Source organism: Streptomyces sp. HNM0645 (assembly GCF_030056615.1).
Classification (GTDB): domain Bacteria; phylum Actinomycetota; class Actinomycetes; order Streptomycetales; family Streptomycetaceae; genus Streptomyces; species Streptomyces marianii.
Genome location: NZ_JASHLT010000003.1, coordinates 1 through 22704, shown reverse-complemented (window position 1 = coordinate 22704; position 22704 = coordinate 1). Strand labels below are relative to the sequence as shown.

Genomic DNA, 22704 nt, shown 5'->3' with positions numbered 1-22704 from the left:
CCCCGGTGCGGGGGGCGTCCCCGCGGACGCCGCACCGTGTCGGGGCCCGGTCCGGCGGGTACACGCGGAACGGGAGGGTACGCGCCGCAACGCGCTGGAGGTCAGGCCACTGCGTTGCGCGAAGGCACCGATTGGCATCAGCTCATCATTTGGCACCGCGCCATCATCAACCTTCAACCAACTCGAAGGTCAACACCGACGAGCAGCGACACCAACCTCATGGCCAGCAACAGCTAACGCCCGCTTGGACATGCCGCGAACTTCGCGCCAGCGCGCCACCTCGGCCGCCTGCACCGCGTCCGGCCGGTTGCGGGACTCGCGGACCTGCTTGCCCAGCACCGCCGCCGTCGCGGGTCCCTGGTGCAGCGGCATCCACTGGGTGCTTTCCTCGCTCCACGCGACCGCCTTCGGGTCGCCGCCTCGCGCGGCCTGTTTCGTTGCGTGCTCGTAGGCGGCGAACGATTCCTTGATCACCGACCGGCATGCGTCCGCCAGCCGGTGCCACTCCCCTCGGTGTAGGGCGGGAGAGTTTGGTGTGGCTGTGGATCACCAACCTCGCCGTACTGCTCGGGCTGGAGTTCGACGCCGAGCTCGCGCGTCAGCGGGCGATCGCCGGCGGTCATCCCGCGGACGCGGAGCCGTACGTCGAGCCCCGGGACACCTCGGCGTGGAGCGAGGAGGACGAGCGCCGGGTGGGAGGGTGATCGCTCCCGGGCGGGGTACGCCTGGCCCGGAGCGAGCCGGGCACCGGGGAGACCCGTCAGCGACCGGTGAAGGTGGGCGGGCGCTTCTGGAGGAAGGCCCGCATGCCTTCCTTCTGATCCTCGGTCGCGAACAGGGCGTGGAAGGAGCGGCGTTCAAAACGCAACCCGTGACTGAGCCCCACCTCCAGGGACTGGTCCACGGCCTCGCGGGCCGCACGCACCGCAGCCCGGCCGAAACCGGCCACGGTGGCGGCGGTCTCGGCGGCCTCCCTTGTCAGGTCGGTCGCCGGCACCACCCGGGAGACCAGACCGGCGCGTTCGGCCTCCTCGGCACTCATCCGACGCCCCGTGAGGACGAGGTCCATCGCCTTGGCCCGACCCACCAGACGCGTCAGCCGCTGGGTCCCGCCGATGCCGGGCATGACACCGAGCAGGACTTCGGGCTGCCCGAACACCGCCCGGTCGGATGCGATGACGATGTCGCACATCATCGCCAGTTCGCAGCCGCCCCCCAAGGCGTAGCCGTCCACTGCGGCAACTTTCGGGGTCCGCAGGGCGGCGAACTCCTCCCACCGGGCGAAGTAGTCCTCCTCCGCCATCTCGGGGGCGGACCGGTCGGCCATTTCCGCGATGTCCGCGCCAGCGGCGAACACCCCGTCGGACCCGGTGACGATGAAGCACCCGACGTCCGGATCCCCGTCCAGCGGGGCGAGCGTACCGAGGAGTTCGTCCAGCAGCGCGCTGTTCAACGCGTTGCGAACGGCCGGGCGGTGCAGACGGACGGTGACCACGGCCCCGTCCCGCTGGACGACGATGTGGCGCAGGTTCCGTTCGTTCACGGTGTACTTCCCTTCATCAGGTCAGGAGTCCCAGATCGCGCCGTAGGCGGGGATGCCCAGGCGTTCCAGACCGTGGACCACCTTCCAGGTCACGTGCTTGTTGGAGATGCAGATAACGGCCTCGGCACCGCATTCCTGCCGTGCCTCGTAGGCGAGCCGCACCATGTCCGGCTTGCCGCGGGCGGAGGTGTCCCAGACGGTGGCGTCCGGCTGTGCCGTGAGGATCTCCTCGACCAGGGCGTCGCCGTAGGTCTCCCGTGGCGACCGGGTGACCCACACCAGACGGGCAGGGACCTCGGCAGCAAGCAGGTGCGGCAGGCACGGACCGATCCCGCTGCCGGTCGCCACGTACACCACCTTCGTGAACAGCGTCTCGATGTTCGCGACCCCCGCCGTGGTGATGCCCTTGACCCAGACGTGCTCCGGGGCTTCGTCGATGAACGAACCGGTCCAGTCACCGGCTCGCGACACGGTCAGGCGGAAGCCGCTGCGCCCGGGAGCGGGGACGTTCGCGAATGAATGCCACTCCCAGAGCGGACGGCGGCTGATCGCCGTCGACGAGCCGGCGAACGGGGTGTGCCCGTGGTCGAAGCTCACCAGCGCCACATGGGAGGACGGCCGTTTGACCGACACCGGCACCTTGCGCAGACGCAGCCACGGCAGGGCGACGCTGAACGTCACCAGCGCGAGCAACCAGGTCTGAGGAGCGGTGAACGCGGAACGGCCGTCCCCGTGCACGAGCAGCAGCGTGTGCCACCAGAACAGCACGAGAGCCGCCCATCCGCCGAATCGGTGGATCCGCTCGAAGACGTTGTGGAACCGGCCGCGCACCGGCGGCAGCGCGGTGACCACCAGTACGCCCAGCAGGACCGCCACGGCGTAGGAGACGGCCAGCAGTGCCGGGTCCGCGCCCTGCACGGCCAGCTGGACCAGCAGCGTCGTGAACCACACGGTGCCGCACAGCGCGCCGCCCACGTGCAGGCCCCCGAAGTGGTAGACCTTGCCGAGCGTCCAACGCAGCCGCAGCGGCCAGGAGACGGGGGCCGCGGTGGCCACCCGGAACAGCGCATTGATGACGTACTGCTGCCGGATCAGGACGGCGAGGGCCAGATTCACCAGTACCGCGTCGGCGCACGTCCGCGGGTCGATCCCGCCGGGAGCGGCGGCTCCGGCGACGATCAGATTGACCAGTACGACCAAGGCGATCAGTCGGTTGTAGTGCATCAGAAGCGGATGCTTGAGCATGCGGCGCAGCGGCGGCAGTGGGTCCGGAAGGCCGGCCGCGGACTCCGACGAGGAGGCTGGGTCGTGTTGCTGACCGCGTGCCCGCGTGGGCGAGGCGGAGGACGTCATGAAGTGCCGCCCTCTCCTGCCAGTCGGCGCAACGCCGCCTTGTCGACCTTGCCGCGATCGGTCTGCGGCAGTTGTGACAGACGGTGAACGACGGCGGGTACGCAGTAGTAGGGCAGTGCGTCGGCGACGGCCGCGCGGGCCGCTTCCGCGTCCACCGCGGCGGGCGTCACGAAGGACATCAAGGTGCGGTCGTCGGTCTTGAGGGTCACGGCCCGTTCGCAGCCGGGCAGCGTCTCCAGCACGGCGGAGACCGCGTCCAGCTCCACCCGGAAGCCGCGAACCTTGACCTGGTCGTCGGTACGTCCCAGGTGCTCCAGCTCTCCCTCGGCGGTCCAGCGTCCGAGGTCGCGGGTGCGGAACATCAGCCGTGAGCCGCCCAGAAACGGATCGGGCGCATAGCGCTCGGTGTTCAGGTCCGGGGCGGCGAGGTACCCGGCGGACACGCCGTCACCGCCCGCCCACATTTCGCCGACCTCACCCGGGGCGCAGAGTCGCCCCCGCGGGTCGAGGATGTAGACGGTGTTGTTGGGTGTGGGGCGGCCGATCGTCAGCGACGGCGCGGTGGGGCAGTGCCGTTGGAGAGTGTTCACGATGGTCGTCTCCGTCGGACCGCAACCGTTGTAGAAGGTGCAGCGACGTGCCCAGGTGTCGGCGAGCGTGCGCGGACACGGCTCGCCCGCCACGGCCACCACGCGTATCCGCGCGCAGTCACCGGGGTCGATCGTCGCGAGCACACTGGGCGTTGCGATGATCACGTCGGCGTCACGCACTGCCGCCGTGGTGTCGGTACCGCGCACGACCAGGGTCGCCCCGTGGGCGAGCGCTCCGAGGATTTCCCACGCGGCCATGTCGAAGGCGATGTTCAGGATCTGGCCGACCCGCCAGCCGGGCCTGATCCCTAGGTCCCCCGGCGCGGTGAGCAGCAGATTGCAGACGTTGCGATGGGTGACGGCGACGCCGTTGGGGCGGCCGGTCGTGCCGGACGTGAACAGGACGTAGCAGACGTCATCGGGCTGGACGGGACGCAGCGGCCGGAACCCCGAGGCGTACGGGGGCAGCGGCTCCTCCAACATCCGGTCCACGGACACCAGTCGGGTCCCCGTCGGCACCGCCAGCTTCTCTGCGTAGGCCGATGTGGTGAGCACCACCGTGATGCCGGCGGTTCGGACCACGTGTTCCACCTGTGCGGCTGGGGCCTGCTCAGCGTCCTGGGGCACATACGCGGCACCGGTCTTCAGCACCGCGACGATGCCGACCAGCATCGGCAGCGACCGCCGCAGGAACAGTCCCACCCGGTCGCCGGGGCGCACGCCGTGCTCGGTGAGTAGCGCGGCGAGGCGGTTGGCCCGTGCGTCCAGCTCGCCGTAGGTCAGGGTCCGGCCCTCGTGCTCGGCGGCCGTCGCGTGAGGCCGGGCCGCGGCGAATTCCTCTACCGGATGGTGGATACAGGGGTGCGACGGTGTTGCGGCGGGCCCCTGGCCGAATTGCTGGAGAAGCCACCGCTGGTCCCTCGGTAGATGGGCGAGGGAGGTCGGACCCCACGGGCGTTGCCGGGCGTCCGGGTCGGGGGGACGGTGACCGCGGGGAGGAGCACCGGCGGTACGGTGCGCCTGTGACGGTACTGCGGGGCGCAGGGACAGCTGCTCGGTCATCTCGAACTCCCGGAGCGTGGAACGGTCGGGGACGCAGTGGCGGCGGCCGTACGCGTCTCCGGAGAGAACACCAGTCCGATCATTCGACGAAGGCGGAAATGGGCATCGCGTCAGACTTCCGTAAGGGTCGCGCCGGCCGCCGTGCACGGTCGAGCCGCCCGAAGGGAGCACCGTACGGAGCAGGGCGGTGGACGGACCAAGCCGGCGCCGGCCGGTCACCGGCCGCGTAGACGAGCAGGCGGCCTGCCGTTGGGAACCGGCGCCGGCAGTCACCTGAACGTGAGAAGTTGCAGGCCACGGATGCCCGCCGGGCCTCGGCGTGTCCATGGTCAGTCGTCCGAGGCAGCCGAAGAGCAGGAGGACCCCGTGCGCGTCCACGTCTGCGCGGATGGAACCTGTCGCGGCACGTGCGCCTCGCACCATCCAGGCGCCCGGACACGCATGCACGCCCTGCTCAGCGGAGGTCGCCCGCATCCTGGACCGGACCGCTCATACGGTGTCGGAGGGCCACCAGCATGCTCACGGAACCGAGGGTCAGCAGACCCGCCGTGGCCAGGAGAGCGACGAGGAACCCCTGGGTGTAGGCGCCGTTCGCGATGTCGAGGACGGCCTGCGCCGACGGTCGGGGCAGTGAGTCCAACAGGCGGCGGCCCCGCTCGCCGTCGGAGACCAAGCTGTCCAGATCGCGTCGCTGCACGGAATCGAGTCCCCCCACACGGGTGAGCCGGGCACGCTTGTCCGCCTGCGCCTGGGAGAAGACCATCCCGGAGACGGCCAGGCCCAGGACACCGCCCAGCTGGCGGGCCGTCGTGGTGAAGCCACTGATCAGCCCGTAGCTCGAGGCCGGCACGGAGGACAACGCGAGGCTGTTGGCCGGCGTGTAGACCAGGGGTGCCGCGCAGCCGAAGGCGAGCAGCCCCAGCACCAGCATCACGATGTCGCCCCGGGCGACGGCCCGGGCGATCAGTAGCAGGGACACCGCACCCAGGAGGGCTCCGCTGACGACGGTCCACCAGGTGGGCGCGTAGTCGTGCAACCGCCCCACCAGGCTGGGCAGGAGGAGCGGCCCCAGGTACCCGGGCAGGACGACGAGCCCGGCCTGCAGCGCGCTGTAGTCGAGCACCTGCTGCAGATAGAAGCTCAGGTAGATCGACAACACCAGGCTCGCCCACTGGGCCAGCGCCAGGGCGCCACCCGCGGCGACCACGTTGCGGCGCCGGCACATCCGGAGGTCGATGAGCGGGTCCGCCACGGCCCTCTCGACCAGGACGAACGCCAGGAGAACGACGGCACCGGCGAGGAACAGCAGCAGCGCCGTGAGGTCCCGGTGCCCCCAGGCCGCCACTCTCTCGAGGGAGACCACCACCAGGGTGAGTCCGCCCGTCAGGGTGAGGAATCCCTTCCAGTCCATGGGCACCGACACCGACTTCCCGCCCGTGCCGTAGCGCTCCTGCCCGGCCAGTACGAACAGGACGAGTCCGGCGACCGCGTAGGCGCCGAAGCCCCATCGCCAGTCGGCGAAGTCGGTGAGCGCCGCGACGAGGTAGGGGGCCGCGGTGCTGGTCACGGTGATCGACAGAGCGAGCGTGCCCAGGGCCCAGCCATGCATACGGACCGGGATTTCCCTGGCCAGCAGGGCGACTCCCAGCGGGGCGGCCAGGGCCACGGCGGTCCCCTGGAGGATCCGGCCCAAGATCAACCAGGAGCCGGTGGGCCCCAGGGCGCAGACGGCGGAGGCGATGGCGAAGCCGAGCAGGGCGGTGCGCAGCACGGCGCGGTAACCCAGCAGGTCGGCCAGGCGCCCGGCGGCCGCCGCCAGGCAGCAGAGCGGAAGCTGGGCCGCGATCACGATCCAGCGCAGCGTGGACGTGCTGGCGTCCAGATCGCGCTGGATGGTCGGCAGGGCGAGAGTGATGCCGGGGGCGCTGGAGAAGAGTACGGAGCTCGTGATGCATGCCAGGGCCATCATCCTGCGTTGCCGCCGGGTGATCGCACGGAAGCGCCTCACCGGCCCATCACAGCATGGGCCACGTCGCCGTGCACCTCATGGCCGTCGCCGGGACCGGTGGTGCCGACGGCGCCGGGAGGGCTCGGCCCGGAACTCGGACGGGCCGGGCGTCCGCCGATGCGCCGCCGGCGGTTCGCGGATAGTGTGCGAAGCAGGAGGGTGGACGCCCAGGTCGGGGGCGAGCCCCGGACCGCGCGGACCGCGGTCGCACGGACGCATCGTCCCCGGGGCCGATCCATTCCGGAGGCCGCCGATGGCACACGCGCAGACGTTCCCGGAGCCCGACGCGGGCCCCCCGGTCCGCGTGGACGTCGCCCTGCTCGTCAACGGTGAGGCCCGGAAGCTCACCATCGACACAAGGATGTCCCTCTTGGACGTGTTGCGCGACCGGCTCGGCCTGACGGGGGCGAAAGCCGGCTGCGACCGGGGGCAGTGCGGCTGCTGCACCGTGCTGGTCGACGACCGGCGGGTCTACAGCTGTCTGAGGCTCGCCGTCACCTGTGACACCGCCAGCGTGGTGACCGTCGAGGGCCTCGCCGGAGCGGAACTCCACCCTCTGCAGCGGGCCTTCGTGGAGTACGACGCGCTACAGTGCGGCTTCTGCACGCCCGGGCAGCTGTGCTCGGCGGTCGGAATGCTGGACGAAGTCGCACGGGGGTGGCCGAGCGCCGTCACGGACCGCCCCACCGGCGCCCCCGAACTCTCCGACGCGGAGGTCCGGGAGCGCATGAGCGGCAACCTCTGCCGATGCGGGGCCTACCAGAACATCGTCGCGGCGATCAGGGGAACGGCCCCATGACGGGCGCCCGGAGCAGCGACCCCGGCCCCGAACTCGCCCGCAGCGGGGCGCTGCCGGTCGCCGGCACCCGGCTACCCGGCCCGGCGCCCGCGGCCACCTCGGAAGCGGCGGCTCCGGTGCAGCGCTCGATCGGGGTCTCCGTCCCGCGGCGGGACGCCCGGGACAAGGTCACCGGCCGCGCGCGCTACACCGGCGACGTGAGGATCCCGGGAGCGGCGTACGTCGCGGCGGTTCCGGCGACGGTGGCCCACGGGCGCGTGCGGGCCGTCCGCACCGAGCGGGCGCTCGCCCTTCCGGGTGTGATGGCCGTGATCTACTTCGCCAACTGCCCGCGCCTGCGCAGGACGGACGACGGAGAACTCGCCCTGCTCCAGTCTCCCGGTGTCGCCTACCGGGGGCAGTTCGTCGCGGCGGTCGTCGCCGAGTCCCCGCAGCTCGCCCGGGAGGCGGCGCGGCACGTGGGCGTCGACTACACCACCCGTCCGTACGAGCTCACCCTGCGCACCGACGGACCCACGCTGCACCCGCCCCCGCAGCACGGTCCGTGGTTCCCCACCGACTGCGTGCACGGCGACCCGGAGGCAGCGCTGCTGCGCTCTGCCGTGCGGGTGGAGGCGGTGTACAGCACGCCCCCGTACCACCACCACGTGATGGAGCCGCACGCGTCGATGGCGTACTGGCACGACGGGTACCTGACCGTCCACGACACCACGCAGGGGCCTACGGGAACGCGTGACGTCCTCGCGCGCCTCTTCGGGATCAGGCCCGACCGCGTGCGGGTCTTCGCCCATCACATCGGTGGGGGCTTCGGTTCCAAGGCCGCGCCGCGCGCCCAGTTGGTCCTGGCCTCCCTGGCGGCCCGGGTGGTGCACAGACCGGTCATCACCGCCCTCAGCCGGGAGCAGCTCAGCGCCGTCGTGGGGTACCGGACTCCGACGATCCAGCGGGTCCGCCTCGGGGCCGGCCCGGACGGGCGCCTGGTGGCCGTCTCCCACACGGCTTTCGAGCAGACCTCCGTGATCAAGGACTTCTCCGAGTGCTCCGCCGCCCCCACCCGCACCATGTACGCGGCGCCCCACCGCGAGACCAGCCACCGGTGTGCCCGACTGCACGTCCCGTCCCCGACCTGGCTGCGCGCGCCCGGTGAGTGCCCGGGGATGTTCGCGCTGGAGTCGGCGATGGACGAACTCGCCGAGGCGTGCGGACTCGACCCCGTCGAACTCCGACTGCGCAACGACACACCGGTCGATCCGCACAGCGGACGGCCCTTCAGCTCCCGGAACCTGGCCGCCTGCCTGCGCCTGGGCGCGGAACGGTTCGGTTGGGCGGAGCGCGAGGGGCTGCGGGCGCGGCTCAGCGACCGGCGGCGGCTCGTGGGCCTGGGCGTCGCCGCGTCGACCATTCCGCAGTACCGGTTTCCCTCACGGGCGACCGTGCACGCCGACGGCCACGGCCGTTACATCGTGCGTATCGCGGCAGCGGATGTCGGCACGGGAGCCCGGACGGTGCTGGCCCAGATCGCCGGCGACGCGCTCCGCGTTCCGCCGGATCGCGTCGCCGTGGAACTCGGCGACAGTTCCTACCCGTCGGCGAGTTGGGCCGGGCGTTCCAGCGGAACGACCTCCTGGGGAACGGCCGTGGTGCGGGCGTGCGAGGCGCTGCGCGCCGAGATCGGGCGGCTTGGCGGCCACCTGCCGCCAGGCGGCGTCGAAGCCTCCGCAGACACCTTCGACGAACTGGCTCCGCCGCGGGCCTTCTCCCAGTACGCGTTCGGTGCGCAGTTCGCAGAGGTCACCGTGGACCGGGCCACCAAGGAAGTACGGGTGCCCCGCCTCCTCGGTGTCTTCGCCGTGGGCCGTGTCATCAACCCCACCACCGCGCGGTCACAGTTGATCGGAGGCATGGTCATGGGCGTCTCCATGGCCCTCTGCGAGGAGGGCGTCCTGGATCCTGACCGCGGGCACTTCCTCACCCGGGATCTCGCCGCCTACCGCGTCGCGACGTACGCGGACGTCCCCCGCATCGATGCCGTCTGTGTCGAGGAGGAGGACTTCCGCACGAGCCCCATGGGGGCGAAAGGCGTCGGCGAGATCGGCATCGTCGGAACGGCGGCCGCGATCGCCAACGCGGTGCACCACGCCACTGGCCACCGGTTCCGTGACCTGCCGCTGACCCCCCGGCGCCTCGTCGAGACGATGGGGCCGGCCGTGCGGCCGGGGATGGTCTCGTCGCCCCGGTCACCGGACCAGCCATGACCGGGCGGCGGCGGGGAGTGCACCGCGGATCCCCCGTCGGCCGGCCCCTCCCCTCGCCACAACGTGGTGGCCCGGGAACCGTCCGGCGGGGAGGCAGGTGATGCGACCCTTCGCCTATGCGCGCCCCGCCACGGCAGAGGAGGCCGTGGCACTCGTCGCGTCCCGTCCGGGCGCGGCGTTCCTGGGCGGCGGGACGAATCTCGTCGAGCAACTCAGGCTGGGGATCGTCCGGCCCCACCTGCTGGTGGACGTCACCGGGCTGCCGTTGGACACCGTGGACGAACTTCCCGGCGGGGGGCTGCGCATCGGGGCGACGGTCCGCAACGCCGACCTGGCGGCCCATCCGGCGGTGCACGAACGCTATCCCGCGGTCTCCCAGGCGCTGTTGTCGGGGGCTTCGGCACAGTTGCGCAACGCCGCGACCATGGGCGGGAACCTGATGCAGCGCACCCGGTGCGTCCACTTCCAGGACCTGGACACCCCGTGCAACAAGAGGGAGCCCGGCTCCGGCTGTTCGGCCCTGAGCGGATTCACGGGCAACAACGCGGTCCTGGGGTTCTCGGAGCACTGTGTGGCGGTGCACCCCTCCGACGTGGCGGTCGCGCTGTGCGCCATGGACGCCGTCGTCGTGACCCTGGGGCCCTCAGGCCCACGTCGGATGCCCCTGACCCGGTTGCACCGGCTGCCCGGGGACGCGCCGGAGCGGGACACGAGGCTGGAGCACGGGGAACTCATCACGGCGATCGACCTGCCGCCCCCGGCGCCCGCGGCCCGCTCCGGCTTCCGCAAGGTGCAGGACAGGGCGTCCTTCGCCTTCGCGCTCGTCTCGGTCGCCGTGATGCTCGATCTGGAGGGCGGCACGGTCCGCGACGTGCGAGTCGCGTTCGGCGGCATCGCGCCGGTACCGTGGCGGGCCACCAGGGCTGAGAGCGCCCTGCGGGGCGCTCCCGCGACGGCGAACTCGTTCGCCGCGGCGGCGTCCGCGGAGTTGGCAGCGGCGCGCACCGTTCCGGGAAACGCCTACAAGGTCCCGCTCGCGTGCGACACGTGCGTCGCCACACTCCTCGACCTCTGCGAAGGGGACTGAACGGCCGCGTCGTCGTCGGCGGCGGTCGCCGCCGGGCGCCGGAAGATCGGACTTGACGGCCACTCGGATTTGGATGAGGCGTCCGCCGAGAGCGGCTGCTTGACCAGGGTGATCACCTCGCGAGAATCGGCTGCCGCAAGATTCGGACCGCCGACGCTCTGGAGGGTTCCTGCTGAGACTCCGCACCTTCGTACTGGTGCTCGCCACGCTGCTGGACCTCACCGGTGGACGGCACCCGCTGGCTCGGCCGTCGATACCGGAACGGCGACATACGAAGTCTGGCACTGGAACATCGCCGGTCACGCGAACGACTTCGGGTCGGTCGACAACGGCCTCGTGGATGCGACCGTCGGCTCGGTGAGTTACCGGGAACGGAACCGGACTTCATCTCCCTCAACGAGGGCTGTCCCGGCCAGTACCACGCCATCCTGACGCGCCTGCAGACGATGGGACGGGCGCGGAGCTCGACCAACTCCGCCCGGTTCGAGCCCATGCCGGACGTGGACGCCGACTTGTGCAAGAGCGACAACGGCGGCCCTGACACGGACCCCTACGGCGTCGCGGTCTTCAGCAGGTTCGCCCCGAGCGGTACCGACCGGATCACGTGGAGAGCCGGCTGCTCGACCTACGGGCACGTCCGGTTCGGCGGGCGGGGACGGGAAGACCGACACCCGAAACGGTGCACGGCGTCCCGTACCCGACCCGACTCATGAAGAAGGGGGACGCCTCGGCGGGAATGCAACGCCAGTACACCGGCACCGAGGGGCGCATCGAGGACTCCCAGGTCGGCGTCTTCCTCGCCCATCGCCGCCAGTTCGGCGCCCGAGCGACCCGCCCCACCGGCCCACCTCACCCGCGGTCACCCTCCGATCAAGCTGACCGTCCCGGAGATCCGACACCTACTCGCCGCCGTCCTCAACACGCCGGCAGTGTCAGCGGCCAAGCTGCTGCACTGGTCCACTGGCGGCGACAACACCAGGCGACAGCCCGCCGCAGCCACTGCCGACGACCCTCCGCCGACGAACCGACCGGATAGAGCACGAAGCCGCACTGGAGTACTAGAAGCTGCCGTAGTTGACCTGCCAGGTCGGCAGGCCCATACGCCGCCAGACGGCCACGACACGGTCGCGGTCGTCGAGCGAGACGCGTACCGCGAAACGGCTGCGGACGTGGCGGTCGAAGAGTTCGGCCTTGACGACGTCGTCGCGCCGGTGGTCGCCCGCCGCGCGCATCCACAGCTCGTCGTAGGGCACGTCGTACCGCTCCAGCCATGCCTCCGTCCGCTCCCTGTGCTCCTCGCCGCGGCCCGAGAGCAGCACGATCACATCGCCGTCGGCACGGCGGAAGGAGCCGAGGGCGTCGCGCACCGCCACGTTGAGGAGGTCCTCCTCGCAGCGGGTGAAGTCGTAGGGCCCCCGGTCGCCCCGGAGGGCGAGGGTGCCGTCGATGTCGCACATCACCGCCGCCGGCAGCGTGGGGTCGGCGGCGTACGGCTCGACAGCGGGCTCGTCGTTCAGCCACTCCGCGGTCAGCCGCCAACCGCCCCTGATGGCCTTGACGTGCTTCTCGGCGAGGATCCGGATGATCTCCTCGCCCACCCCACGCTCCCGTCCGGCGTCGCGCCGGACGCACTCCTCCACGGGTACGCCGGTGAAGTCGTGCACGACGAAGGTCGCCTGCCCGGCGACCGCCGCCTTCAGCCGCTTCGGGATGTGGGGCGTGAGGTGGGTGTTGTCCACGACGACGTCGAAGCCGCCCTCCACGGCCGCCCGCACCGCGGCGTCCTGGATCGCCAGAACGGTCTGCTCGTGGGCGTGCGACCGGCCGCGCTCGGGTGCCGGCACGTCGAGCATCCGCCGCAGGTCGTCGAGGTTGACGCGGCGCATCCTGCCCTCGGCACCGGCCTGCAGTTCGCGGGCGGCGGTGGTCTTGCCCGAGGCCGGCAGGCCGGTCATGACGTGTACTACGGGCACTTTCAGTTCTCCTCGTCGGATGTGAACGGGTCGGACGCCTCGGGCCGGACGGACCGGTACGTCATCAGCTCGGTGGAACGGCCGTCCAGTCGCTGGAACACGGCGGGTCGCACCGCGGGGTCGGGCAGCGTCTTCACGGCACGCGCGAACGCGCCCCGGTCCCCGGTGAGATGGGCGATGGAGCGGTACGCCTCGTCAATGGCGCGCTCGCGCTCCGCCACCTCGGCGTCGATCCGCACGATCACCTCCCGCACCCAGGCGTCGAACTCGTCGGGCACCTGTTCCAGCAGCGCGTCCAGGGGCCTGCCGCCGGACGCCTCGATGTCGGCTGCGGAGCAGTTGAGTGCCTGGGCCAGCTGCTTGACCGGACGGCCGGCGAAGCGCTGGATGCCGTGGCCGCGCCAGACGTCCCGCTCCGTCACGCCCGTGAGCACCTTGTGGAGCCGTACGTACTCGGCGAGTTTGGCCTTGGCACGGACTCCGGAGGCGAATCGCAGCACGAATCCCTCGGCGTCGGTACCGGTGACAGTCCGGCCACCGGGCAGCCGGTTGGACTCGGCCAGCGCCAGGAGTTCGGCGAGCGGCACGGCGGGCCACACGGTCACGACGGAGCCGATGGCCTTCCAGCCGACGGCGGCCTCGTCCAGCGGGACCTCGCGGCCGTCCTTGGCGAAGGCGGCGAGCAGCACCAGGTCGCGGCGGTCCCCGTAGTCGACGACGATCCGGTTCTGCGGGTACAGGATCTCGGCGAGGTAGGTCACTCCGGGCACCAGCGAGGTCGTGTCCCTGCCGTCGAGCAGCCGCTGCGCCCAGGTGGCCTGGGTGCTGATGAACGACCCCTTGGACGCGACGTGCCAGCGGCCCGCGTAGTGGAACACCACGGCGAGGCTTCCGTCGACCTTGTCGTACACCTCGAACGGCTCGTCCGGGAGGGCGGGCGCATGGGGCAGACCGGCCTCGTGCTCGCCGACGTTGAAGAACTTCGGCAGCGGCAGGGCCACGACCTCGCCGGTCTCGTCGTCGGCGACGAGACCGCGGCAGCGTGTGGTCACCCGGTTCCACACCCGCTCGTACTGGCACGTCCTCGTGTACGTGTAGATCGACAGCGGCAGCCGGGGGTGACCCTTTCGGGTCACGTGCCCCGCGTCGATGGCCGCCGCCAGTTCCTGCGGCGGCAGCAGCTCATGGAGAGTCAGGTTCGCCCGGCTCATGCGTCCTCCCGTTCGTGAGCCTTGATTCTCGGCTGCGGAAGGCGTACTTGCGTACTGAATTAGCGCACACGACCTCCGCGGAGACGCAGGTCACGGCCCCGTCGGCGTCGGCGGGGCCGGGCCCCTGCGACGTCTTGCGCGGGGCGGCCGTCGAACGGGCGCGGCCCACGGCCCGGTCGGTTCCCTGTCCTGGCGCGGGTGCTCCGGGCCCCTGGCGCCGCGCCTGCCGGCCACGTCGGTGCCCGGGACCTCCGGGGCCGCGGGCCCGGGTGCGCCGTCCGAGTCGGGCTCCGCCGCCCCCTGTTCGCGGTGCCGGCACCACCGGTGCGGCGTTCTCCGCCCGTGTCCTCCGGCCCGAGTCCGTCGCCGCCGCGATGCGCGTGCGATACATTTTGCCGCGCCTTGACCACGATCATTCTCGGACGACGGAGACTGCCTTCCCCATGACGGACATAGTCAACGGACTCGGCCGGGCCACCGCTTACGGTGCCCTCGGCGTCGTGCTGCTGGTCCTCGGCATCGTGCTGGTGGACGTACTGACGCCCGGCAAGCTCGGCCGCCTCATCTGGGAGGAGCGCAACCGGAACGCCGCGGTTCTGCTGAGTTCGGCGCTGCTGGGGATCGGCGGGATCGTCTTCACCTCGATCTGGACGACGTACGACGACTTCGCCAAGGGGCTGGCGTCGACGGCCGCGTTCGGCGTGCTGGGGCTGGTGCTGATGGCCGTGGCCTTCCTGGTCGTCGACCTCGTGACCCCGGGCAAGCTCGGGGCGACGCTGGTGGAGCCGGAACCGCACCCGGCGGTCTGGGTCACGGCGTCGTGCAACCTGGCGGTCGCCGCGATCGTCTCGGCGTCGATCGCCTGACGCCCGGCCGACGGCGGGGACACACGTCCGGCGGTCCGGCCCGGGTAGGGACCCACCCTCGCGCTGCCCGACCCGGGTGGGGACCCACTTCGCGACCGCCCGGACGGCCTCACACCGCCGGGCCGGTACGGTCCCGGCGGGGACGGAACTCCCTCGGACCGGACCGCGCACGCCGCCCCCTTGCGCGGTGTGACCGTCCGCTCACAACGGGCCGGGTTCCCGGGCGGTTTCGCCTGCCGGGCTGCACCGCGCCGGATACCGCGTGATGCTGGTATTCAGTCCCCAGCTACGGGAGTCGCCCGGAGGCAGATCATGAAGCAGGACAACACAGGAGAGCAGCAGCCCGAGAGCAGGCAGCGGCCGGTTCAGCTCTTCACCGGATCGGAACGGCCCTTCGACCCCGAGGATCTGGTGATGGCGTCCGGCCGTGAGTGCACGCCCGAAAACGTGGCCCGCGCCCGCAAGGAGATCGCGGAGAAGGGTGCCGCCGCGCTGGAGCGTTACCTGCCCTGACGGCGGGCCGCGTTCACCTCGCCCGCCGCCACGCACGGTCGGCGAACGCTGACCGTGCGTAGGCGGATCGCCCCCTCTCGGGCGTTCACGGCATCCCCTCGGCGATGCCCGAACGTCGAATGCGTCAAATAGGTACATTTGGGTATCAGGCCGACAGAGCCCGACCGGCGGTCCCGCCACATCCGGTGGCGCCGGCTCCCTTCCGTCGAAGGACGCTCATGTCCAGCTTCCCGATCACCCGTGACCCCGACGTCGGCGCCGCCCTGCCGAGCCGGCCGGCGGCGCTCGACGATCTGCCGGAGATCCCGGATTTCCGGACCGTCAGCGCGCTCGACGCGCGTGCCCTGTCCCTCGCTCTGTTCCAGCGGCTCCGTACGCTGGAGGAGGGCTCGGCGGAGTACTCGTACGTCCGCAACACGCTGGTGGAACTCAATCTGAGCCTCGTGAAGTACGCCGCCGCCCGGTTCCGGGGCCGCAGCGAGCCGATGGAGGACATCGTGCAGGTCGGCACGGTCGGCCTGATCAAGGCGATCAACCGCTTCGACGTCCAGCGCGAGGTCGAGTTCACCTCCTTCGCACTGCCCACCGTCGTCGGCGAGATCAAGCGCTTCTTCCGCGACACCAGCTGGGCGGTACGCGTGCCGAGGCGGCTCCAGGAGCTCCGGCTGGACCTCGCCAAGGCGTACGACGCGCTGGAACAGGATCTGGGCCGTGCCCCCACGGCGGCGGAACTGGCCGCCCACCTCGAACTCACCGAGGAGGAGGTCGTCGAGGGCCAGCAGGCCGCCAACGGCTATGTCGCCCGCTCGATAGAGCCGCTCGAGGACGACGAGAACGAGAGCCCCCTCGCCCGCCGACTCGGCCACGAGGACCCGGCCCTGGACGTCATCGAGTGCCTGGAGTGCCTCAAGCCGCTGATCGCCCGGCTACCGGAACGCGAACGCACCATCCTGTCCCTGCGGTTCGGGGAGGACCTGACCCAGTCCGAGATCGGCGAACGGCTGGGCATCTCGCAGATGCACGTGTCCCGGCTCCTGGCCCGCGTCCTGACCGAGCTGCGCGCGGCGCTGCTCGCCGAGGACGGCACACCGGAGCACGGAGAGCCGCGACACTGAGGCCACGCTGTCGAGGTGGCGCCGTCGCGCGCTCGGGCCGCCTGCCGGCCGTGCGCTCCGCAGGACCGGGCGAGTCACCGGCACCCCTGCCGTGACTCGCACCCCGGAGAAAGGACGACGCCATGGGCGCAGGCATGTGGGGCTTCCCCGAGGGTTCAGGACACGCACCGGGCGCGGAACTCGTCGGTTACCGCGTCGAGGCCACCGACGGGTCCATCGGCAAGATCGACAAGCATTCGGAGGACGTGGGGCGTTGCTACATCGTCGTGGACACCGGCCCCTGGATCTTCGGCCACCACAAGCTGATCCCGGCCGGCGTGGTGCCGCGCATCGACCGGGAGCGGGAAGTGGTGTACCTGAACTGTTCCAAGGAGCAGATCAAGGAAGCCCCGGACTTCGAGCGGGGGCGGTACGACGGCGACGCGGCCACCGTCCGGCTCATCGAGCAGCATTACGCGAACTGGCACCTGTGACGTACGAGTTCGGCCGGGTGGCGCCCGTGGAGCCGGGATCCGCGGGGGACCCGGGGCCGCCGATCCGGACGGCTCCCGAGGCCGGCGGCGCGGCGACACTCCTCTTCCGCGGCGGCGCGGCCCGCGGGCACAAGGGCCCCGGCCCGGCACCGCGGGCGCCGGGCCGGTCTGCTCCCCTCCGTCCTCGGCTTTCCGTCCCCGACGCCACACCGCCACCGGCACGGGGCGTCTCCCGACGCGGCACCTGCGCCGGGCCGCGGGGCCCGTGGTTCACCGACCGCCTGGCTCAGGCGCCGTTGTTCGGCGGCGCGGAACTGATGCCGGCGAGGGCGGAGCCCGGTTCACGTGCCCTCGCGAGGTCGCCCAGACTGACGACGCCGACCGGATGGCCGTCGTCCTCCACCACCGCGAGCCGGCGCACCCCGTGATCCCTCATGACCCTCATCGCGTGTGAGGCGTCCACTTCCGGGCGGACCGTGAGAACGTCCGGAGTGCAGACGGACCGGACCGGCATGATGTGCGGGTTGTGTCCCATGGCCACCGACCGCACCGCGATGTCCCGGTCCGTCAGCATCCCGAGCAACCGGTCCCTGTCCGCGACGATGACATCCCCGACGTCCATGTCACGCATCAACCGGGCCGCCTCGACGAGCGACGCCTCGGGCGGGAGCGTCAGCACTCCGGCCGTCATCACGTCCTTCACCAGCTGTGTCATGACTCGGCTCCCTTCCCTGACACACCGCGCCTGCCCGGGTTCCTCCCGGATATACCGGAAAGCGCCGGAAGGGAGGTCCATGGCCTGCTGACGGAGTCGCCGTTCGTAGGGGCCCGGCACCGACACCGCGCGTACGGGTCCCTCCCTCCGTCCCCGCCGGCTGCCGGCCGGCCGGGAGGGAGGGAGGAAGGAAGGAACATCCCGGTTGGAAGGCCGTTCGTCACGCTGGGTGACGTTGTGCGGATGCGCCGGCGGCCCCGCCGTGTTTGCCTGGCAGATGGCCCCTGGCCCGGCGGCGTCAGGCGTCCGGGCCCGGAAGGAGGAGCCATGAGCACAGCACGCGAACCGGTCAGGACGTCGGAGGAGCTCCGGTTCATGGCCGACGAGCTCACCCGCGGCGCGGAGCGCTGCAAGGACCCAGAACACCGTGAACGACTGCACCGCAGGGCGGAGGAGTTGCGCCGCCAGTGCGACACCGGCGAAGGCTCGGAGGAGAGGTCGCCGGTACACGCGAGGCAGGAGACGTACCGGCCCCAGCAGCACGGCTCCAGAAGGCCGCAGGGCCGGCGGCCCGAGCGGCCGCGTGACACCTGACCGCCGAGGCGCCGGTCGCCGGACCCGGTGACGGGTCCGGCGACCGGCCGCCACCCGGCGACCCGGAGCCCGGGGCCTTGTGCACGGGTAGAATCCGGTTCGTCACGCTGGAGACGACATGACCATGTCCGAGCAGGAACCGGTCGAGCCGGGTCCCGACCCGCTGGTCGACGCAGTCACGCAGCTCACCGCCGAACTCGCCGTACTGCGCCGCGATGTCGCCCGCCGTCATCTGCTGGACCTGGCCTGCGGTGTGCTCGTCGCGCGGCACTCCCTCAGCCCCGGCGAGGCCATGGACCACCTGGCCCAGCTGGCCGAGACCATGAACGTCGGCGCGGAGGACATCGCCGCCGACGTCGTCAACGGCGCCATCCGCCCGTCCGGGGCGGCCGGCGGTCCGGCGTCCGAGGGGAGCGCCGACCCGCGGACAGCGGACGGCACCGACGAGGCCGACGAGGAGCGGACCAAGGGCCGCAAGGCGCGGTTCGTCGAGGCCGCCGCCGAGGCGGCGGCGCAGACGGGAGGCACGGTCGACGAGATCGCGGCGACCCTGCTGAACGGCGGAATGCGCCCGCTCGGCGCCCGCGCACTGTGGTTGTTCCGCCGCACGGAGACGGACTGCCTGCGACTGGCGGGTCAGGCCGGGGCGAACTCGCTGGAGGCGGCCCACTGGCGCTGGGTGCCACCGGCCGCGGGCAGCGCCCTGCACCGGGTGCTGAACGACGGAACACCCCTGTGGCTGCCCGACGGCACGTCCGCGGCCGAAGCGCTGCCGGGCCCCGCGCCCGGCTCCGCACGGGCGGTGCTGCCGCTGCGGCAGCGCGGTGTCGTGACGGGGCTCGCCCTGGTCGACTGGCCGGGCCCAGCGGCTCTGGACGAGCCCGTCCGGCGGTCGCTGACCGGGCTGGCCGTACCGGCCGCCCGGATCCTGGACGCGGGCGCTCCCGGCACCCCCGATCCCGGGGCACTCGCCCCGCTGCTCGATCTGCTGACGCATCCCGCCATGGCTCTGCGCGCGGACCCGGAGGGCGGCACCCTGCGCATCGAGCACCTCAACCGGCCGGCGCTGGACTCGGCCCGCCATGTGCACGGTCCCGCCGGCCGGCCGCTCGCCGAGGTGTTTCCGGCCATGCACGCCGACCTCGTACGGCTCGCACGGACGGCCCGGGAGTCGGCGGCGCCGCAGCGGGTGGCCCGGGTGCCCGTCGAGCACCGGCCCGGCGACCCCGACCCGCTGCACGACGTACGGGTGCTCCCCGTCGGCCCCGACCGTACGGTGGTGTTCTGGCACGGTGCCACGAATCCCGAACTCTCCCTCAGCCGGGTGCTGGGCCGGCTGGAGAACCTGGCCGCGTTCGAGGACGACCTGATCACGGGGAAGTCCCGGTGGAGCGAGCAGGCGTTCCGGATCTTCGGGCTCGAGCCGGGCAGTTCCCCGGTGCCCCTGCGGCGGCTCGCCCCGCATCTGCACCGCGAGGACACCGGCAAGCTCAACGACCTGCTGATGGAACTGACACAGCGCCGGGAGGGCACCGACACCGTGGTGCGGGCGGTCCGCGAGGACGGCGGGCTGAGGCATCTGCGGATCGCCGCGGAACCGCTGCTGACGGGCGGCGTCCTCACCGGGATCACGGGCGTGTACCAGGACGTCTCGGCGCAGCACCACACCGAGATCGCGCTGAGCGCCACCTTCGACCGGCTGACCGCCGCACAGACCCAGGCGGCGCTGCGGCACCAGCTCGTCCTCCAGCTCCAGCAGGCGATCGTCCCCGAGGTGCCGGAACTCCAGCTGCTGCCCGGTCTGCAGGTGGCAGCCCGCTACCGGCCGGCCGCCGAGGAGTACCGGGTGGGCGGCGACTGGTACGACGTACTGCCGCTGCCCGACGGCCGGGTGCTCGTCGTCACCGGGGACATCGCGGGGCACGGCATCGACTCGGTGACGGGGATGGTGGCGCTGCGCAACGCCCTGCGCGGGCTTGCGTTCACCGGGCACACCCCGGGCCGGCTGATGGCCTGGCTCAACGAGGTCACGCTGCAGACGCACGGGCATCCGACCGCCACCGCCGTCTGCGGCCTGTACGACCCGTCGGACCGCTCGCTGTGCTGGGCCAGCGCCGGTCACCTGCCGCCGGTGCTGCTCCGCGAGGGAGCCGCCGACCTGCTCGAACCGCCGAGGAGCATCCTTCTCGGCGCGGTCCCGGCGGCCGCGTACCAGGAGACGGTGACGCGGCTGGAGCCCGGGGACACCCTGATGCTGTACACGGACGGGCTGGTGGAGAGCCGCCGCACCGGCATCGACGAGAGTCTGGACAGGCTGCGGCGGGCGGTGGAGCGGCTCGCCCCCGCCGGTCTGGACGAGCAGGCGGACGCGCTGCTGGCGGCGGTCACCGGAGACACCGACGACGACACGAGCCTGGTGGTCGTCCGGGTGTCCTGAGACCCCGGAGGCGCCGCCCGGCGGCTCGCGGGCGGGCCGGGCCGTGGCGCCCGCCCGGGTCCGAACCGCTTCAGTCGCGGCCGAGCCAGTGGTGCACGCGTTCGACCAGGTCGTGGGCGTCGACGGGTTTGGTGACGTAGTCGTTCGCCCCGGACTCCAGGCTCTTGGCCCGGTCTCCGGGCATCGCCTTCGCGGTGACCGTGATGATCGGCACATCGGCGAAGCCCGGCATGTCGCGGATCGCGGCGGTGGCCGTGTGGCCGTCCATACCGGACATCATCACGTCCATCACGATGAGGTCCACCTCCCGGTGGGCGGTGAGCAGTTCGATACCGGAGCGCCCGTCGGCGGCGGTGAGCACATGTACCCCTTCCGCCTCCAGGATCTCGGTGAGCGCGTACACGTTCCGTACGTCGTCGTCGACGATGAGCACCACGCGTCCGGCGAGCGATCCGCGGTGGGCGGCCGAGGCGTCGCCGCCGGGCTCGAGGGATCCCTCCGGGGCGCCGGAGTCCGGGCCGCGCGGCAGGCCGACGCCGATGGGGACGTAGAAGGTGAACTCGCTGCCCTCACCGAGCCGGCTCTCGGCGACGATCACCCCGCCCAGGAGCTGGGCGACCTCACGGCTGATGGAGAGGCCCAGTCCGGTACCGCCGTAGCGGCGGCCGGTGGCGAGGGCACCCTGCTGGAACGCTCCGAAGATGGTGTCCAGGTGCTCGGGCGCGATACCGACGCCGGTGTCCCGCACCCGGAAGGCGACCACCGACATGCCGCGCATCCGCTCGGGGAGTTCGTCGTCGGCCGCCTTCTGGACCCGCAGTTCGACCCCGCCGCGCTCGGTGAACTTCAGGGCGTTGGACAGCAGATTGCGCAGCACCTGCCGCAGCCGCGGCTCGTCCGTGGTGATCTCCGCGGGTACCCCGGGCGCGGTGACGACCCGGAACTCCAGCTCGCGTTCGGACGCCAGGGGCCGGAAGGTCATCTCGACGTACTCCAGCAACTGGCCCAGCGCGAAAGGCTCGCGGTGGATGTCCATCTTCCCCGCCTCGACCTTCGACAGGTCGAGGATGTCGTTGATCAGCTGGAGCAGGTCCGAGCCGGCGGAGTGGATGACCTCCGCGTAGTCGACCTGCTTCTCCGTCAGGTTTCCCTCGGGGTTCTGTGCGAGCAACTGGGCCAGGATGAGCAGGCTGTTGAGCGGGGTGCGCAGCTCATGGCTCATGTTGGCGAGGAACTCGGACTTGTACATCGAGGTACGGGAGAGCTGCTTGGCCCGTTCCTCGAGCTCCTGCCGGGCCTGCTCGATCTCCAGGTTCTTGCGCTCGATGTCGCGGTTGCGGTCGGCCAGCAGGGCCGCCTTCTCGGCGAGTTCGGCGTTGGAACTCTGCAGCTCCTCCTGCCGCACCTGGAGTTCCTGCGAGCGGGCGCGGAGCTCGGCGGTGAGCAGCTGGGACTGCTCCAGCAGTTCGTCGGTCCGGGCGTGTGCGATCAGAGAGCTCACGATGACGCCGACCGTCTCGATGAACCGGTCGAGGAAGTCCCGGTGAAGGCCGGAGAAGGGCCGCAGCGAGGCGAGTTCCACGGCGCCGAGCACCTGGCCCTCGACGAGGATCGGCAGCACGATCAGCGCCCCCGGCGGACCGGCGCCGAGTCCGGAGGAGATCGTGAGATAGCCGGGCGGCAGGTCCTCGACGGCGATGGTGCGGCGGCTGAGCGCCGCCTGCCCGACCAGGGACTCACCGAGCCGGAAGCGCGTCGGCGGTTCGGACGGGCCGGCGGGCGGTGCCCCGTAGGAGGCGATCCTGACGAGCTCGATACCGGCCACCCCCTCGCCCGCGTCCGTTCCTTCGTCTTCCCCCGTCCGCTCTCCGTCGTCCGCGCGCTCGCCCGTCCCGGCTCCGGCCCCCGTACTCCCGCCCGCGCCCTCGCCCGCCGGCGCCGCCAGGAAGAACGCCCCGTACTGGGCCGCGACCAGCGGCGGCAGCTCCTCCATGATCACGTGGGCCACCTGGACGGGGTCGCGGCTGCTCTGCATCAGCCCGGCGAGCCGTGCCAGATTGGTCTTGAGCCAGTCCTGCTCCTCGTTGGCGCGGGTGGTGGCGCGCAGGGA

At 71.8% G+C, this 22704-nt stretch carries 18 protein-coding genes and 1 pseudogene; 10 read left to right on the top strand and 9 right to left on the bottom strand.

The annotated features are described in order from the left end of the window. Positions 1–189: 189 nt before the first annotated feature. Positions 190–474 carry a hypothetical protein gene (locus QMZ92_RS02455; protein ID WP_283295555.1) on the bottom strand — a complete coding sequence of 95 codons (285 nt, stop codon included), beginning with the start codon at positions 472–474 and terminating at the stop codon, positions 190–192. A 56-nt stretch (positions 475–530) separates the two neighbouring features. On the opposite strand from QMZ92_RS02455, the pseudogene QMZ92_RS02450 reads away from it, so the two are divergent. Continuing rightward, positions 531–704 (top strand): annotated as a pseudogene (locus tag QMZ92_RS02450) (YihY/virulence factor BrkB family protein); the annotation flags it as partial. A gap of 56 nt (positions 705–760) precedes the next feature. Here QMZ92_RS02450 and QMZ92_RS02445 read toward each other — a convergent pair. The 4 genes from QMZ92_RS02445 to QMZ92_RS02430 form a co-directional block, all read right to left on the bottom strand. Continuing rightward, positions 761–1543: an enoyl-CoA hydratase-related protein gene (locus QMZ92_RS02445; RefSeq protein WP_502961976.1), complete on the bottom strand. Its 783-nt coding sequence runs from the start codon at positions 1541–1543 to the stop codon at positions 761–763. 21 nt (positions 1544–1564) lie between these two features. Continuing rightward, positions 1565–2896, bottom strand: coding sequence for an FNR domain-containing protein (locus tag QMZ92_RS02440; RefSeq protein ID WP_502961975.1), 1332 nt, complete (start codon positions 2894–2896; stop codon positions 1565–1567). Next, positions 2893–4548 (bottom strand): amino acid adenylation domain-containing protein, encoded by a 1656-nt coding sequence (locus QMZ92_RS02435; protein ID WP_283295553.1) that lies wholly within the window; start codon positions 4546–4548, stop codon positions 2893–2895. Before QMZ92_RS02435 ends, QMZ92_RS02440 begins: the two co-directional genes overlap by 4 nt. A gap of 454 nt (positions 4549–5002) precedes the next feature. Then, positions 5003–6556: an MFS transporter gene (locus QMZ92_RS02430; protein ID WP_283295552.1), complete on the bottom strand. Its 1554-nt coding sequence runs from the start codon at positions 6554–6556 to the stop codon at positions 5003–5005. 253 nt (positions 6557–6809) lie between these two features. Between QMZ92_RS02430 and QMZ92_RS02425 the strand changes: the two genes are divergently transcribed. The 3 genes from QMZ92_RS02425 (at position 6810) to QMZ92_RS02415 (ending at position 10697) form a co-directional block, all read left to right on the top strand. Further along, entirely contained in the window at positions 6810–7355 is a 546-nt protein-coding gene (locus tag QMZ92_RS02425; RefSeq protein WP_283295551.1) for a 2Fe-2S iron-sulfur cluster-binding protein, read from the top strand. After that, on the top strand, positions 7352–9610 hold the full coding sequence (locus QMZ92_RS02420; protein WP_283295550.1) for a xanthine dehydrogenase family protein molybdopterin-binding subunit: 2259 nt from the start codon (positions 7352–7354) through the stop codon (positions 9608–9610). Before QMZ92_RS02425 ends, QMZ92_RS02420 begins: the two co-directional genes overlap by 4 nt. Before the next feature lie 100 nt (positions 9611–9710). After that, positions 9711–10697, top strand: coding sequence for an FAD binding domain-containing protein (locus QMZ92_RS02415; protein ID WP_283295549.1), 987 nt, complete (start codon positions 9711–9713; stop codon positions 10695–10697). A 1058-nt stretch (positions 10698–11755) separates the two neighbouring features. On the opposite strand, the gene QMZ92_RS02410 is transcribed toward QMZ92_RS02415, so the two are convergent. Then, the gene (locus QMZ92_RS02410) at positions 11756–12670 is read right to left on the bottom strand and encodes a phosphatase domain-containing protein (RefSeq protein WP_283295548.1); all 915 of its coding nucleotides are present in this window, start codon (positions 12668–12670) and stop codon (positions 11756–11758) included. A 2-nt stretch (positions 12671–12672) separates the two neighbouring features. Continuing rightward, entirely contained in the window at positions 12673–13881 is a 1209-nt protein-coding gene (locus QMZ92_RS02405) for an RNA ligase (protein WP_283295547.1), read from the bottom strand. Between the two features lie 443 nt (positions 13882–14324). On the opposite strand from QMZ92_RS02405, the gene QMZ92_RS02400 reads away from it, so the two are divergent. From QMZ92_RS02400 to QMZ92_RS02385, 4 genes are all read left to right on the top strand, one after another. Next, the gene (locus tag QMZ92_RS02400) at positions 14325–14747 is read left to right on the top strand and encodes a DUF350 domain-containing protein (protein ID WP_283295546.1); all 423 of its coding nucleotides are present in this window, start codon (positions 14325–14327) and stop codon (positions 14745–14747) included. A 312-nt stretch (positions 14748–15059) separates the two neighbouring features. Next, complete coding sequence (locus QMZ92_RS02395; protein WP_093661412.1) at positions 15060–15260, top strand: hypothetical protein; 201 nt, start codon at positions 15060–15062, stop codon at positions 15258–15260. A 218-nt stretch (positions 15261–15478) separates the two neighbouring features. Further along, positions 15479–16375, top strand: coding sequence for a SigB/SigF/SigG family RNA polymerase sigma factor (locus QMZ92_RS02390; protein ID WP_283295545.1), 897 nt, complete (start codon positions 15479–15481; stop codon positions 16373–16375). A gap of 122 nt (positions 16376–16497) precedes the next feature. Next, the gene (locus QMZ92_RS02385; protein WP_283295544.1) at positions 16498–16848 is read left to right on the top strand and encodes a PRC-barrel domain containing protein; all 351 of its coding nucleotides are present in this window, start codon (positions 16498–16500) and stop codon (positions 16846–16848) included. A 286-nt stretch (positions 16849–17134) separates the two neighbouring features. Here QMZ92_RS02385 and QMZ92_RS02380 read toward each other — a convergent pair whose 3' ends face one another. Beyond that, a complete protein-coding gene (locus tag QMZ92_RS02380) occupies positions 17135–17563 on the bottom strand; it encodes a CBS domain-containing protein (protein WP_283295543.1) in 429 nt (142 codons plus the stop codon). Positions 17564–17890: 327 nt separating this feature from the next. Between QMZ92_RS02380 and QMZ92_RS02375 the strand changes: the two genes are divergently transcribed. Together QMZ92_RS02375 and QMZ92_RS02370 are read left to right on the top strand one after the other, a co-directional pair. After that, positions 17891–18157 (top strand): DUF6381 family protein, encoded by a 267-nt coding sequence (locus tag QMZ92_RS02375; RefSeq protein ID WP_283295542.1) that lies wholly within the window; start codon positions 17891–17893, stop codon positions 18155–18157. Between the two features lie 118 nt (positions 18158–18275). Next, complete coding sequence (locus QMZ92_RS02370) at positions 18276–20594, top strand: SpoIIE family protein phosphatase (RefSeq protein ID WP_283295541.1); 2319 nt, start codon at positions 18276–18278, stop codon at positions 20592–20594. A gap of 70 nt (positions 20595–20664) precedes the next feature. On the opposite strand, the gene QMZ92_RS02365 is transcribed toward QMZ92_RS02370, so the two are convergent. Further along, positions 20665–22704, bottom strand: a 2040-nt coding sequence (locus QMZ92_RS02365; protein ID WP_283295540.1) for a response regulator, incomplete at its 5' end; no start/stop codon positions are given.

What these genes read in the sequence shown, in the direction of transcription:
- QMZ92_RS02440 (WP_502961975.1), bottom strand. Translation starts at nt 2,896, where the DNA reads ATGACGTCCTCCGCCTCGCCCACGCGGGCACGCGGTCAGCAACACGAC.
- QMZ92_RS02435 (WP_283295553.1), bottom strand. Translation starts at nt 4,548, where the DNA reads ATGACCGAGCAGCTGTCCCTGCGCCCCGCAGTACCGTCACAGGCGCAC.
- QMZ92_RS02425 (WP_283295551.1), top strand. Translation starts at nt 6,810, where the DNA reads ATGGCACACGCGCAGACGTTCCCGGAGCCCGACGCGGGCCCCCCGGTC.
- QMZ92_RS02420 (WP_283295550.1), top strand. Translation starts at nt 7,352, where the DNA reads ATGACGGGCGCCCGGAGCAGCGACCCCGGCCCCGAACTCGCCCGCAGC.
- QMZ92_RS02415 (WP_283295549.1), top strand. Translation starts at nt 9,711, where the DNA reads ATGCGACCCTTCGCCTATGCGCGCCCCGCCACGGCAGAGGAGGCCGTG.
- QMZ92_RS02405 (WP_283295547.1), bottom strand. Translation starts at nt 13,881, where the DNA reads ATGAGCCGGGCGAACCTGACTCTCCATGAGCTGCTGCCGCCGCAGGAA.
- QMZ92_RS02400 (WP_283295546.1), top strand. Translation starts at nt 14,325, where the DNA reads ATGACGGACATAGTCAACGGACTCGGCCGGGCCACCGCTTACGGTGCC.
- QMZ92_RS02395 (WP_093661412.1), top strand. Translation starts at nt 15,060, where the DNA reads ATGAAGCAGGACAACACAGGAGAGCAGCAGCCCGAGAGCAGGCAGCGG.
- QMZ92_RS02390 (WP_283295545.1), top strand. Translation starts at nt 15,479, where the DNA reads ATGTCCAGCTTCCCGATCACCCGTGACCCCGACGTCGGCGCCGCCCTG.
- QMZ92_RS02385 (WP_283295544.1), top strand. Translation starts at nt 16,498, where the DNA reads ATGGGCGCAGGCATGTGGGGCTTCCCCGAGGGTTCAGGACACGCACCG.
- QMZ92_RS02380 (WP_283295543.1), bottom strand. Translation starts at nt 17,563, where the DNA reads ATGACACAGCTGGTGAAGGACGTGATGACGGCCGGAGTGCTGACGCTC.
- QMZ92_RS02375 (WP_283295542.1), top strand. Translation starts at nt 17,891, where the DNA reads ATGAGCACAGCACGCGAACCGGTCAGGACGTCGGAGGAGCTCCGGTTC.
- QMZ92_RS02370 (WP_283295541.1), top strand. Translation starts at nt 18,276, where the DNA reads ATGACCATGTCCGAGCAGGAACCGGTCGAGCCGGGTCCCGACCCGCTG.